Here is a 14,124-nt window from a genome sequence, read left to right as displayed (position 1 = left end):
CAACCAGGTGAAATTAAAGATAGAAGATTGGGGTGAGGTAGAAGGACAGGCGTTGCCTGTTAAGCTTTTCACGTTAGAAAACAGCCAAGGCATAACGCTACAAGTCACTAACTACGGGTGTATTGTTACCTCGTTAGAAATTCCTGATCGGAAAGGTGACTGCGCCGATGTGGTACTGGGTTATGAAAGCCTAGAAAGATACCTGGCAGGGCACCCATTTTTTGGTGCGGTAGCGGGTCGCTTTGCTAACCGAATTGGTGCTGGTCGGTATACATTAGACGGTAGTCAGTTTCAGCTAGAAACCAATGAGTTACCTACAGGGCAACACCTGCACGGCGGTAGTAAAGGGTTCGATAAATATGTCTGGAATTTTGCGATTGAAGAGCAGCAAGAATATATCTACCTGCACTTTAGCCGTGTATCGCCTGATGGCGAGTCTGGATATGGCGGTACGCTCAATGTTACCCATACCATAGGTCTGGACGAAAATGATCAGGTCCATTACAACTTTGAGGCCACGACAGACAAATCAACGGTCGTGAACTTATGTAATCATAGTTACTACAATCTAGCTGGTCATGATTCAGGTACTGTCGACGGTCATGACCTGAAGCTATTTGCTCAGTTCTACACCCCGGTAGATGAACACTCAATACCAACAGGCGAAATTCGCAGTGTTGCAGGGACAGGTCTCGACTTTACCCAAACGACCCGCATTGGCGACAACAAGCACATGATGCCGCAAGGTGGTTTCGACCACAACCTGGTACTTGATCGCTCAGAAACTGAAGGGGAATATCACTATGCAGCAGAGCTTTATGAGCAAAATAGTGGCCGTCTGATGACGGTGTTGACCACGCAGCCAGGTGTGCAGTTTTACAATGGATTCAAATTGTCGAATAAACACTGGCTTGGTAGACATGGTGAATGTTATGAATCATGTTACGGAATGTGTTTAGAGACGCAGCATTTTCCTGACAGTCCAAATAAAGCCCACTTTCCTTCAACGCGATTAAATCCGGGCGAAGTGTATCAAGAGAAAACGATCCACCGCTTTGCGATAAAGTAATCACTGGCGTGTCTCAAAGCTTTGCTGATCGAAAGAGAGCGGAGCTTATTTAGTTTGCTAAATAACTGCAGTAAAACTAAAACGGCTCCTTAAGGAGCCGTTTAAATAGATTATGCGGGTATTACTTACGAGCAAATCACCAATTCTGTTTCACCTTGCTTTGCTGCCGCTTCAATTGAAGGGCTCGGTTTAGTGTCGGTGAAAAAATAGGTCACATCTTTAATGTTCGCTAAGGTTATCGAGCCTTTGGGAATGAACTTGCTCGAGTCCATAGCGACTAAAACATGGCGCGCCGATTTCATTACCGTTTGAGTGATCATGGTTTCATTCAGATCATACTCAAGTAAGGTGCCATCAACATCCACGGATGCGGCACTGGTAACCAGATAATCAAAGCGGAAGTTAGAGATGAAATCCATCGCTTCTGTTCCAACAATACCGCCATTGAAGGCTTTCACCTTTCCACTAGGGATCAATACATCGATAGACTTATTGGTATGCAAAACGCTTGCTACACGAAGGCTATTAGTAATGACCTGTAAATTGTTTTTCTTGGCTAGATGACTCGCTATGACTTCTGCGGTTGTCCCGATAGTGATGAACACTGTCGAGTTATCAGGAATCAAATCGGCAATCGCTTTGCCTATCGCATGCTTTTGCTCTGTGTCTGAAACCTGACGCACTTCATAATCAAGGTTCGTTTTGGTTGCTGGTGAGCTTGCGCCACCATGGTGACGAATCACTAAACGATCATTGCTGAGCTTCTTTATATCGCGGCGAATCGTCTGTGTAGAAACGTCTAGCATTTCTGCCAGCTCCTCTACACTGTAATAACCTTTGTCATTAACTAGCTGAATTAACTTATCTTGTCTGGGATTAGTCACGTCAGTCCTTCGTTTTGTTTATTTTTGTAGTTTTTGATCCACTTCTATTCTAGTCGGGATTCCTTCTCGACCGCCTTTCTTGGTACATTTTAGCGCTGCAACTGTGTTAGAGAAAACAATCGACTCGCGACTTTGTTTCGATTCTGCGACCGCAACCGCTAAAGCACCATGGAAAACATCGCCAGCACCCGTTGTATCAACGACGTCTACCTTGATTACTGGCTCGTGACAGAGTTCATTACCTTCGAGCCAGTAACAACCTTTAGAGCCTACAGTAACATAAACTTTGCCATCTGTTTGTTTTTTAGCGATTTTCAACCCTTCTACAGGATCACTACAGCCAGTGAACTTCTCTAGTCCTGGCTCTGAAAACGCCACGTGATCAGCCAATTTTACCAGCTCATCAATTGGATCTGGTGCGATGTCTGCATCTAATACTGTCGGAATATGATGTAGTTTTGCCTGTTCTAAAGCGTACTTGGCACCTTCTGGCCAGCGAACGTCGGTAAGAACAGTTTCATACTGTGAAAAGTCGATACTCTCAAGTTGCTTAGGGTCACGACTTAATGACTTATCTTGGTAATTAATGATCATTCGCTCACCTTCGTCGTCAACTAACACTGCTGAAAAGGCTGAGGACGCTCCTTTGATATGTACCGCTTTGTCTACATTAACACCATAGCTTACGAGTTCAGTCAGCATGGTGTCAGCGACGCCATCTTGGCCAACGCGACCAATGAAGTCGACCCTGTGACCGAGTTGAGACACGGCGACAGCTGCCGTTGCCGCTGGGCCCCCGCCAACTTCATAGTAATCCTTAGCTACGTATTTACCACCTGTTGTTGGCAGATTCTCTACACGTTGGATTCGGTCTAAAACGGTAATTCCTACACATGCAATTGTCATAGTTGTTCTCTTTATCTCTACATTATTGGGCTGCTGAGTAGCGAGCTAATAGTGTCAGTATATCCAAATTTGTACATTTGGCTGGGACAATAATCACAAAACAACCCAAATGGACACAAAACAACAAAATGTGACATTTGTTACGGTCGGGATGGAAATTAATGTTTATATTGAATGCAACTTAACCACTAACGTGAAGGAAGAAAAAATGTCGACGATTGGTTTTATTGGTCTAGGTCAAATGGGTACACCAATGGCTCTGAACCTAATCAAAGGTGGTCACACATTAAAAGTATTTGATATCAACCAGACTGCTGTTGAACTGTTGGTAGAGCAGGGGGCAGCGGCAGCTGTGTCTCCGGCAGATGCCGCTTTAGATTCTGAGTTTGTAGTAACCATGTTGCCAAATGGTGCGCTAGTAAAAAATGTGATTTTCGGCGACGACGGTGTTATTTCTACCCTGGACAAAAACGCATTACTTATCGACATGTCGACGATTCACCCGCTTGAAACTGATGCTCTAATTAAGGAGATGACGAACAAAGGCTTCTCAATGATGGAAGCTCCTGTTGGCCGCACCTCAGAGCATGCGGTTAAAGGCGAACTACTGATCATGGCTGGCGGCACAAAAGAGCAAGTTGAACGTGCTCAGCCATTGTTTGACTGCATGGGCAATGAGACGGTTGACTGTGGCGGTGCGGGTAAAGGCATTCGGGTCAAAATCATCAATAACTACATGAGTATTGCACTGAACGCTTTGTCTGCAGAGGCAGCTACGCTATCTGAGGCTATTGGTCTTGAGTGGGAAACTGCTATGAAAGTAATGAGCGGAACGCCTGCAGGCAAAGGGCACTTCACTACCACATGGCCGGGCAAAGTATTGTCTGGTGACTTGTCTCCGGTATTCATGATTGATCTTGCTCACAAAGATCTAGGTATTGCACTAGATCTTGCAAACCAGGTTAATGTTCCTATGCCATGTGGCGCTGCATCGCGTGAACTATACAGTATCGCCCGTGCGGCAGGTCGTGGACGCCAGGACTGGACTGCCGTGCTGGAGCAGCTACGTGTAACGTCTGGCTTAGACCCAAAAGTCGGCTAACTTGAAAATACACACAAGGGCAGCAATTTATTGATGTAAATTCAACAATATTTGACATTTACATCATGAATTTTCGTTTTTTAACCCTTTTGGGGTGGCTGCTCTTCCATCTAAAACCCTATAGCCTTCTTTTGTTGTTGAATAAAAGAAGGCTTTTTATTCACTGTTCAATACCGTCAATAGCTGATGCTAAACAACTCGTCAGTTAGTTCATATTTATCTTAAATATTACAGATGCTTGTTGCGCTAAAGCGTTTTAGCTAAAGGATCTTGCTTTGATGGTAATTGATGAAAACCTGTTCTAGATCAACACAATTTTTGCTCATTGCGTATGATGTTTGTACCTAGGTATACGACATAATATCCAGTTATTATTTGTTATTGAGTGTTTTGTGATCGCGTGTACATTTGTGGTAATAAATGTCAATTAATGAACATGAAGTGTTATCTAGCTAACAGAAATTGACAAGTTCGATTGGTAACTTGTCTTTCAACGAAGCAAAAGTCATTAAGACAAAATTCATATAAAGGAACAAAGATAATGCCTTACGTATCTGGTAAAACAATGATTCAAGAAGCGTGGAAAAACGGTTACGCAATCGGCGCTTTTACAGCTCACAACCTTGAAACGATCAAAGCAGTATTACTCGCCGCAGAAGAAGAAAAGTCGCCAATCATGATCCAGATTGGCCAGAAAGCAATTAACGAAATGGGTATGAAGCCACTTCGTGACGCAGTCGATTCATTAATTCAGCATCATCAGATTACGGTCCCAATCTGTATTCACCTGGACCACAGCCGCAAGTTCGAACAATGTATGGAAGCTGCGACTAGAGACTTCCAATCGCTGATGTTTGATGGCTCTGCACTACCGTTTGAAGAAAACATCCGCATTACTAAAGCGGTGGTAGATGTAGCAAATGCACTTGGCTTAGGTGCCGAAGGTGAAATCGGTAAGATCGGTGGCACAGAAGACGATATCACTGTTGATGAAAAAGACGCGATGATCACCACTGTAGAAGAGGCTCTGGATTTCTCTGAACGCACAGGCGTGGATTACCTAGCGGTTTCTATTGGTACAGCACACGGTGTGTACAAAACTACACCTGAACTGAAGTTTGAGCGTCTATCTGAAATTAAAGAAGCAGTTAAAAAACCTATCGTACTGCACGGCGGCTCTGGTGTACCTGATGATCAGGTGGTCGAAGCGGTTAAACGCGGCGTAGCCAAGATAAATGTAGATACTGAACTACGTCAGGGCTTTATCCACGGTGTTCAGGCGCATTGGAAAGAGAATGAAACGGACTACATTCTTGCTGATGTGATGAATACAGGTATTGCTTCTATGAAAGAAGTCGTACAGCACAAAATTCGCCTGTTTGGCTCAAACGGCAAAGCATAATAAAAACAACAACTAAGTTAACTACAGGGTGCCAGGTACCTGGCCCCTTTGACTCTCTAATCCAATAATGGTGATTCTATGTTAAGAGCCATCGAAAATGCGATAAACACGGTAACAACCCCTGTATCTAAGGTGTTGCGTCACGTAGCTGGCATTCTACTTCTGATAATGACGATTATCGTTGTTGCTCAAGTTTTGTTCCGTTATGTCCTCAATATTCCATTGAGCTGGACCGATGAAATGTCGCGATTTCTAATGATTTACATGACGTACCTGTGTCTGCCGTTTGTCTACCTGACGGATAAAAACATTGCGATGACGTTTGTTACTGAAATCCTAGAAAAGAAAGCGCCACGACTTTTTTCGTTCTTAGCTTTACTGGCGCACATTTCGGCAATTTTAGTGTTTGCGGTATGGATTAAGTTTGGCTGGAACTTCTTCCAAACCGGTTCTGTAATGGCAGATAGCCTACCTATCCCAATGTTTTACGTTTACATCATTCCACCTGTAATGATGGGGGTGACCATCCTGTATGCACTACAAAAATGCGTAGCGTCTATTCGTGGCGTACTGGGTGATTTTGAAGATGTATCTCAAACAGCTAAGACAGCTGAATTGTTTGAAGCTCCTGCGGTTGAAGAAGTACCTGCAAAAGAGCCAAAGCAAACGCAGTCACTTGAACCAGAAGCTGCGGCTTAAGAGGGTGTTATAATGGTTTCTCCAATTTTCTTACTCTACTTTCTAATTCTATTAATCATCGGTGTTCCAGTACTGTTCACACTGGGCCTGTCACCTATGATTACTCTGTTCCAAAATGATCAGATGCTGTTCGCGAACATGCTGTACCAGCGTCTTTACTCGGGACTTGATAGCTTCCTGCTGTTAGCGCTACCTTTCTTTATGCTTGCGGGTGAATGCATGACTGCGGGTGGTATTACTCCTCGTATTATCGCTTTCGCTCAGACTATGGTGCAGCACTTGCGCGGCGGTCTTGGGCATGTAGTTATCCTAGCAGCAACTATTTTTGGCGCTCTGACAGGCTCTGCTGTTGCGGCAACATCAGCAATTGGCGGCATGCTGATCCCTGAAATGAAAAAATACAAATATGATACGGGTTACTCAGCAGCACTAACTGCAGCAGCTACGGTTCTTGGTAACATCATTCCTCCATCGGGCATCATGCTTATCTACGCTTTCGTAATGAACACGTCAGTAGCGGCAATGTTCTTGGCTGGTGTAACACCAGGTATCATCTTCTGTCTCGGTTTGATGATAATGAACCACTTCCAGATCCGTAAGTACCCAGATGTTCAGCCGATGGAACGTGCACCTGCAATGGAACGTAAGCAAGCATTTCGCTTAGCGATTCTTCCTTTGCTTACGCCAGTTATCATTCTAGGCGGTATCTACGGCGGTATCTTTACTCCGACTGAAGCAGCCGCTGTTGCAGTAGCCTATGCGATTGCCGTATCACTGTTCATCATCAAGGTGACCAATACTAAAGCAACTTACGCTCTGTTCGCGAAAGTAGCCGTCAACGCAGCGTCAATCCTGATCATTGTGGCGGCAGCAAGTGGGTTTGCGTCTCTGATCAGCCTGTCTGGTGTGTCGAACATGGTTGCTGAAATCATGAACGGTATTACGGACAACCCTTACTTACTGTTTGCAATCATCAACGTTCTGCTGTTCATCATTGGTATGTTCCTCGACGCAGGTCCTGCGATTCTTATCTTCGCTCCGATCTTCGCACCAATCATGATTAACGCTGGCATCGACCCTGTTCACTTCGGTGTGGTGATGTGTGCAAACCTTTCTATCGGTCTGGCGACTCCGCCGATGGGATTAGTTCTGTTCGTGGCATCGGGGGTATCTAAGGTCTCTGTATCTGAAATATCAAGAAAGATTGTTCCATTCCTAATCGTTGAGGCAGCACTGATTTTCGTAATCTCGTTCTTCCCTCAATTGGTTATCGGTCTGCCACAGATGTTCGGCATCATGTAACCAGCAATATAAGACAAATTACCAGCGGCATTTGGTTACCTCTCAGGTGCCGCTGTAGAAACTTCCCTACACAAGGTCAAAAATTATGAAGAAATCAATCCTTACTCTAGTAGCTTCTAGCGTATTACTAGCAACGGGTGCAGTATCTGCAGCAACAGAATTTAACGTCGTTCACTTAACGTCACCGGAAAGCTACAACCATCAGTCGTTGCTGGTATTTAAGAATCACTTAGAGACACGTTCAAATGGTGAAATTAAGGTAAATATTTACGGTTCTGGTCAGCTATGTGGCTCAGGAAAAGAATGTATCGCTGGGGTTCAGGCAGGTATGTTTGACTATTTCCCAACCACAGTGTCTGAAATCGCATACTACTGGAAGCCTGCAGAATCTTTTGACCTACCATACCTTCTGCCAAATGACCGCGTAGCGGAGTGTGTTTACGGTAACGACGAATTTATGTCAGATGTTCGCCAAAACGTTATCAAAAAAGCACCAAATGTGCGCTTGATGATGGTGGCAAACTCAGGTGGCTGGCGTAACTTCGCGACCACCAAGAAGGCCATCAAGACACCTGCAGACGTCGAAGGTATGAAGATCCGTACTGTTCCGGCAAAAGTACAACAAGATCTTGTTAAGCAGTTGGATGGTTCACCAACACCAATCGCTTGGCCAGAGGTATACACAGCGCTGTCAACTGGTGTTGTGGAAGGGACAAAAAATGGCATCGTCGATATCGTACAAAGCCGATTCCACGAGAGTCTGGATTATCTGACTCTGGATGGTCATGCCTACATGGGCGGCGCGTGGTTGATGTCTGACATGAAGTTCAACTCACTTTCACCAGAGCTAAAACGTGTAGTGCTTGATGCCATCGAAGCTCAGCAGCAGTACCTCAACTCGTATCCTAAGCACAATGAATACGCTTCGTACGAAGTATTCAAGCAATCAAACGGAACGATTTACAACCCAACAGTCGCTGAGAAAGAAGCCTTCAAAGCGGCCACTAAGCCAGTTATCGATAGCTGGGCTGCAGCAGCCAATGGAGAAGGTAAACAGTGGTTAGAACGTTTCCAAACGGAAATTAAAACGTGTGAAGCGCAAATCGAAGCGTCATACAACCTAACCATGTAATCAATACCCTGCGAAGGGTGTCAACTAGGCGCCCTTCCTAACAGGAGACAGTAAATGATTAATGATAAAGGCAATTTACAAGCTAAAGCACAGAAGATCCTTTGCGCTCTAGGCGGGATCAAAAATATTGAAGATGGCCAAATTGATAACTGTGCAACCCGCTTGCGCATTCAGGTGAAAGATATGGGCGCTGTAGACGAAAAACTGCTTCGTCGTCAGGGGGCTCTTGGTTTTATCCGCCTACCGGAAAATCAAATTCAGGTGGTGTTCTTTGATGTTCACAATCTGGCTGAAGAATTAAGAACGCAAGCGGTAGGTTAAGCCAATACCGCTCACTTATAGAATCAAAAATAAATTTATAAAGGTAACGTTGAAATGAAATGGATTAATACTCGCTCTCACAACTTTTGGTTAGAAACGGAAACTGACCGCATTTTCGAATTCGGGCGTAACTCAGTGGTACCGAACGGCTTCGGCTGGATTGGTAACAACGGCAAGGTCCGTGAAGAGATGGGTACTCGCCTTTGGATTACCGCGCGTATGCTTCACTGTTACGCTCTGGCGGCTCACATGGGGCGCCCGGGTGCATACGACTTGGTTGAACACGGTATTGCGGCACTTGAAGGTCCTCTGAAAGATAAAGAGCATGGCGGCTGGTTCGCGACTATCGACAACAAAGGCGAAGGCATCATGGATTCGTCTAAACAAGGCTACCAGCACGCATTTGTTCTGTTAGGTGCAGCAAGCGCGGTCACAACTGGCCACCCACGTGCCCAGGCGCTACTAGACGAAGCAATTAACGTTTATGAAAATCACTTTTGGGTTGAAGAGCGTCAAATGTGCTACGAGTCTTGGGATCAAGCCTGGACTGAAACCGAAGATTACCGTGGCGGCAACATGGCAATGCACTCGGTAGAAGCATTCCTGATTGTTTACGATGTAACAAAAGATAAGAAGTGGCTAGACCGTGCTCTGAACATCACTGAGTTTATGATCAACAAGACAGCCAAAGGTCTGAACTATCGTGTCAACGAACACTTTGACTCTGATTGGAAGCCTCTACCAGACTACAACAAAGAAACGCCAGCAAGTCACTTCCGCGCATACGGTGGTACACCTGGTCACTGGATTGAGTGGGGACGTCTGATTTGTCACCTACGTGCAACGCTACAAGAATTAGGTGCGCACTGCCCAGATTGGTTGCTAGAAGACGCAATTGGACTGTTCGACGCAACAGTAAGAGATGCATGGCACGTGGACGGTGCTCCGGGCTTTGTTTATTCAGTTGACTGGGAAGGCAAGCCTGTAGTTCGTGAACGTATCCGCTGGGCTCCGGTTGAGGCAATTGGTACTGCTTACGCACTGTACACAGTGACGGGCGACCAAAAGTACCAAGACTGGTACCGCACATGGTGGGACTACTGCCGTACTTACCTAATCGACTATGAAGGCTGCTCATGGTGGCAAGAGCTGGACGTAAACAACCAGGCAGGTACCAGCGTGGTTTGGGATGGCAAGCAAGACATCTACCATCTAATGCACTGTTTGGTGATTCCTCGACTACCCCTGACTCCAGGCCTTGCACCAGCGTTGGCTAACGGTTTACTAGACTCAACTTGTAAATAAGGCACTCGGTCTAGATTAGAGCACCTCTGGCATGTCGAAGTGCTCACTTTTTAATTGAGCGTAATGTAACTAAGCTTTTCGTTACATTACGCGATTTTCCTACATCCATTCCCCAAAGAACTTCTTTATAGGCTAGATATCAGCCGCAAACTCCCTTGAGTATCAACAATATGGCTATGCATCGAGTTCAGCATGCATTAGAGTTAAATACACTAGCATTATCACAAGCATTATCAGCATTATCAGGACACACACCAAGAATAATCAGGACACACACCAAGAATAGAGTTTAGAAATGAATTATTAAAGCGTGTGTCCCTCCAATTTCAAATAAGGAGAAGCAATTGGTAGAACGGATTAGTTACCCAAATTTACCTCAAATCGCAGGGCCTTATGTTCATGCAACAAAGCACAATGGCACCCTATATCTATCAGGGTTAACGGCTTATGGTACTGATGCTCAATCTCTGGATATGGCTGCTCAAGCTAAGGAGGTACTTAATCAGATCGCGCAGGTTGTTGAGCAGGAAAAACGCTCAAAAAGCGATCTGGTCAAACTGACGATTTTTGTGCGAGATATGTCGAAGCTAACCAGTATTCGAGAGCTGCTATTTGATTTCTACGATGGCTACTTACCAGCGTGCTCTCTTGTTGAGGTTTCGAAATTGATTCATCCTGATTTACTAATTGAGATAGAAGCGGTTGTCGCGCTATAAGAACAACGAATCGGTTTGAACTAGCTCTGATGTTTAAGGCACAATAGCCAGTGAAAGACGTCGTTTCTTTATATACAAGGTTTTGTTTTTATTGGAGTATCGAAAATCATGGATGAAAGAAGTCAGGCCTATCTGGATCAGTATTTAAACTCATTGCCTGCAGAGCTTGCTGCACAGCACACCTCATTTAGTTCAGATTACTATTGTAATGATGAGTATAACGCCAACCTATGCGCTGATCTGATCCTTCGCGGTGAGAAACGTGCGTCATGCAGCATGGAGTATTGGTATCGTCACCAAGGCGAGCCGATGCCTCAGGTCGGCCATCTTCAAGTTGTGACAGACTGGCATGGAAATCCAGTTTGCATCGTTGAAATCAGTTCAGTGAGTACCGCTAAGTATTGTGATGTCAGCGCTGAGTTTGCTGCAGAAGAGGGGGAAGGAGATAAGTCTCTTCAATGGTGGCGAGAAGCACACTGGGACTTTTTTAGTAAAGAGTGTGCAGAACTGGGCATTGAACCGACCCAAGAGATGATGTTGGTGTTAGAACGCTTCAAAGTTGTTTATAAATAATCATTGTCGCTGGCAAATGAGCTATTATGAAAAATCATCGTATCAACAGTCACTTATTGGTTTTTTAACGGAGTAAACCATGAAGCACTTATTGCTATGCATCGCTCTACTGTCACTCGCGGGCTGTTTGGGTATGCCTCAAAACGTTCAACCTGTTAGCGATTTTAAGCTCGATAGTTACCTAGGCAAATGGTACGAAGTGGCTCGTTTAGATCATTCGTTCGAGCGTGGTTTAAGCGATGTGACTGCCGAATATGTCATGCGCCCTGACGGTGGCGTATCGGTCATCAACCGTGGCTATTCTGCTGAGAACAAAGAGTGGAAGCAGGCTGAAGGAAAGGCCTACTTCGTCAACAGCGAGAATGAGGGCTATCTGAAAGTCTCGTTTTTTGGCCCTTTTTATGGCTCATACGTGGTGTTTGAATTAGAAAAACAGAATTACGACTACGCATTTGTATCAGGTCCAAATACCGAGTATCTGTGGTTATTGTCGCGCAAGCCAGACGTCAGCCCTGATGTCAAAGCAAAGTTTGAGCGATTGGCTCAGCAGAATGGGTTCAACGTGTCAGAGCTTATTTACGTCGAGCACAAGTAAAACTCACAGTGTTTAAAAGATAGGAAGCCCAAGTGGCTTCCTATCTGTCGGTGACAAAGCGAGCGCATCAATGCGAATGATGCAATAGCCCTGCTGAAATCATCGTAGCGGTGGCGATTTCCTGACATCGCTTGGTGTTTACACAGCTACCCGAAGCGACGTTTTGAGCACTTGAATATACCGTTTGACCTTCTTTTATCGTTTCCAACACTTTGATATCAGCCAGTGTTTCAGGTTTTGCTGTTAGTGGATTCTCAGACAAAATAACTAGGTCAGCGAGTTTACCTACTTCTAGTGATCCTTTATTTTTCTCTTCTTTGTATTGAATCGCTGCCCACAAGGTTTGCGATTTCAATCCGTCTAGTGCCGAGACACGTTGTTTTGGCCCCAACACATGACCAGTACGACTGACACGATTAACGGTTGCGGAATAGACTCGCATGGAATTAGGCAGAGCTACAGGCGAATCATGGTGCGAGGTATAGATCATTCCCAAGTCTCGCGCCCAACCTGTAGGGGAGATATTCTCTGCACGTCCTTTGCCCAAAACAGAGTTCATGTGCCAATCACCCCAATAGAAGGTATGCATTGGAAAAAACGAAGGAAATACGCCCAATTGTTTAAATCGCTCAACCTGATCTTTACGAGCAGTCTGAGCATGTATCGCGACAAAGCCTCGGTCTGCGATACCATGGATTTTTTCACTTGCTTCAATTCCGTTAAGTAACTGGTCAATCGCGGCATCACCGTTGACGTGGGTTAACAACTGCCATCCATTGCGTTGCGCCAACTCAATGAATTCGGCAGCTTTTTCATCACTCATGCTTGGATAACCTTTGTAGCCTTTCTCTTGACCAACTGGTGGAATGAGATAGGGTTTTGTTAGCCACGCGGTTTTGCCCTGAGGAGAACCATCGAGGTTTAGCTTAGCGCCTGCCACTCGGAATCCATTAGAATACTCGCTTGAGTAATACGGTGGAGCAATGGCTTCTTTAGCTACTTGAATATCAGGATACGCGGCCACATCGATCGGGAGTTTTCCTTGTTGAGCTAAGTCATACATGGTTTTCACGGCAGACGTCGAAGCACGCCCTTCTTGTGCGGTGGTGTAACCAAAACTCGCGTATAACTCCATACCCGCTTTAAAAATAACTTCATTTTCTTTTGCGTTGAGTTTGGCCATTAGCGGCAGTAAGGTGCCAAAGAAAGCGGTCTCCTCTAGTACCCCATTAGGTGTTTTTCCGTCGCTCTCTCTGCGAATTTTCCCCCCATCTGGGTCGGTACTTTCTGCTGTTAGGCCTGCGAGTTGCAATGCTTTGCTGTTCAAGGTTGCTAAGTGCCCGGACTGATGAATAATCAGTATCGGTAGCTCTTTAGACACCACATCCAACTCCTGACGAGTAGGATGCCTTTGTTCTTTTAGCTGTGAGTCATCATAGCCAAAGCCTAGAATGATTCCATGTTTGCTGTTTTCAGGCTTTGCAACCCAAGAGCTTAGTGCTTTTTGTAAGGATGAGATGTCACTTACGTTGCCGTCTGGAGCGGAAAGTAAGTTGGCAGACAACGCTTGAACCCCAGTGTTAAAAACATGTCCATGACCATCGATAAAGCCAGGTATCATGGCTTTTCCATCTAAATCAACAATATTGGTATGATCATCTCGCAACGCCATCAGTTCTGATTTTTTACCAACCGCTAAGATGCGACCATTTTTAATCGCGATAGCTTCAGTGGTTAGGTTGGAGTCGTTAACGGTAATGATATCGCCGCCAACATAAATAGTATCTGCGAATGGCTTTGTTGGACTAGACGCCACTGCCGTACCACTGACAGAGAGTAGTGCTAGCACTAAAGGTGAAATTCTCATGATGTTTTCCTCTAAGGAACTGCGATGTAAGAAATGATAATCGACAAAAAGTGTAGATTAATCAGATAGGTTTTTCGCATTTCAATTTGGAAAATTTCGTTCAAGTGCAAAAAGCGAGACAAAAATAATGAATTTTATGTAGGAATTTGAAACCTTTTGCTAAACAGAGGTGATGTTGTCCATTTACGAGTCAGCTCAAAGCGTTGAATAATTACGATTTACAATGTAAATCGCCTCAAGCTTTCGCTTGA

14 protein-coding genes are annotated in these 14,124 nt (G+C 44.9%); 11 read left to right on the top strand and 3 right to left on the bottom strand.

Annotation, left to right across the window (positions count from 1 at the left end; all coding sequences use genetic code 11):
- Positions 1-7: 7 nt before the first annotated feature.
- Positions 8-1,069 carry an aldose epimerase family protein gene (locus tag ACQEXT_RS09405; RefSeq protein WP_426951755.1) on the top strand — a complete coding sequence of 354 codons (1,062 nt, stop codon included), beginning with the start codon at positions 8-10 and terminating at the stop codon, positions 1,067-1,069.
- A gap of 125 nt (positions 1,070-1,194) precedes the next feature.
- Here ACQEXT_RS09405 and ACQEXT_RS09400 read toward each other — a convergent pair whose 3' ends face one another.
- The gene (locus tag ACQEXT_RS09400; protein WP_426951754.1) at positions 1,195-1,953 is read right to left on the bottom strand and encodes a DeoR/GlpR family DNA-binding transcription regulator; all 759 of its coding nucleotides are present in this window, start codon (positions 1,951-1,953) and stop codon (positions 1,195-1,197) included.
- Between the two features lie 18 nt (positions 1,954-1,971).
- Positions 1,972-2,859, bottom strand: a complete 888-nt coding sequence (locus tag ACQEXT_RS09395; RefSeq protein WP_426951753.1) for a sugar kinase — start codon at positions 2,857-2,859, stop codon at positions 1,972-1,974.
- A 109-nt stretch (positions 2,860-2,968) separates the two neighbouring features.
- On the opposite strand from ACQEXT_RS09395, the gene yihU reads away from it, so the two are divergent.
- From yihU to ACQEXT_RS09345, 10 genes are all read left to right on the top strand, one after another.
- Positions 2,969-3,961: a sulfolactaldehyde 3-reductase gene (gene yihU, locus ACQEXT_RS09390; RefSeq protein ID WP_426951752.1), complete on the top strand. Its 993-nt coding sequence runs from the start codon at positions 2,969-2,971 to the stop codon at positions 3,959-3,961.
- A gap of 541 nt (positions 3,962-4,502) precedes the next feature.
- A complete protein-coding gene (locus ACQEXT_RS09385) occupies positions 4,503-5,363 on the top strand; it encodes a class II fructose-bisphosphate aldolase (protein WP_426951751.1) in 861 nt (286 codons plus the stop codon).
- A 78-nt stretch (positions 5,364-5,441) separates the two neighbouring features.
- Positions 5,442-6,062 (top strand): TRAP transporter small permease, encoded by a 621-nt coding sequence (locus tag ACQEXT_RS09380; RefSeq protein ID WP_426951750.1) that lies wholly within the window; start codon positions 5,442-5,444, stop codon positions 6,060-6,062.
- A gap of 12 nt (positions 6,063-6,074) precedes the next feature.
- Positions 6,075-7,364 (top strand): TRAP transporter large permease, encoded by a 1,290-nt coding sequence (locus ACQEXT_RS09375; protein ID WP_426951748.1) that lies wholly within the window; start codon positions 6,075-6,077, stop codon positions 7,362-7,364.
- Between the two features lie 85 nt (positions 7,365-7,449).
- Positions 7,450-8,496: a TRAP transporter substrate-binding protein DctP gene (dctP, locus tag ACQEXT_RS09370; RefSeq protein ID WP_006880289.1), complete on the top strand. Its 1,047-nt coding sequence runs from the start codon at positions 7,450-7,452 to the stop codon at positions 8,494-8,496.
- Between the two features lie 54 nt (positions 8,497-8,550).
- On the top strand, positions 8,551-8,817 hold the full coding sequence (locus tag ACQEXT_RS09365; protein WP_006880290.1) for a PTS transporter subunit EIIB: 267 nt from the start codon (positions 8,551-8,553) through the stop codon (positions 8,815-8,817).
- 54 nt (positions 8,818-8,871) lie between these two features.
- On the top strand, positions 8,872-10,122 hold the full coding sequence (locus ACQEXT_RS09360) for an AGE family epimerase/isomerase (RefSeq protein ID WP_426951746.1): 1,251 nt from the start codon (positions 8,872-8,874) through the stop codon (positions 10,120-10,122).
- A 344-nt stretch (positions 10,123-10,466) separates the two neighbouring features.
- Positions 10,467-10,838, top strand: a complete 372-nt coding sequence (locus ACQEXT_RS09355) for a RidA family protein (RefSeq protein ID WP_426951744.1) — start codon at positions 10,467-10,469, stop codon at positions 10,836-10,838.
- Positions 10,839-10,946: 108 nt separating this feature from the next.
- The gene (locus tag ACQEXT_RS09350) at positions 10,947-11,411 is read left to right on the top strand and encodes an ASCH domain-containing protein (protein ID WP_426951742.1); all 465 of its coding nucleotides are present in this window, start codon (positions 10,947-10,949) and stop codon (positions 11,409-11,411) included.
- A 79-nt stretch (positions 11,412-11,490) separates the two neighbouring features.
- Positions 11,491-12,006, top strand: a complete 516-nt coding sequence (locus tag ACQEXT_RS09345) for a lipocalin family protein (protein WP_426951741.1) — start codon at positions 11,491-11,493, stop codon at positions 12,004-12,006.
- A 67-nt stretch (positions 12,007-12,073) separates the two neighbouring features.
- On the opposite strand, the gene ACQEXT_RS09340 is transcribed toward ACQEXT_RS09345, so the two are convergent.
- Entirely contained in the window at positions 12,074-13,873 is a 1,800-nt protein-coding gene (locus ACQEXT_RS09340) for an amidohydrolase (protein ID WP_426951740.1), read from the bottom strand.
- Positions 13,874-14,124 lie beyond the last annotated feature (251 nt).

It is taken from the genome of Vibrio sp. TRT 29B02, assembly GCF_050113655.1.
Taxonomy (GTDB): Bacteria; Pseudomonadota; Gammaproteobacteria; order Enterobacterales; family Vibrionaceae; genus Vibrio.
Note: the sequence above shows the minus strand (reverse complement) of the source record. Positions and strands in the feature narration are given on the sequence as shown.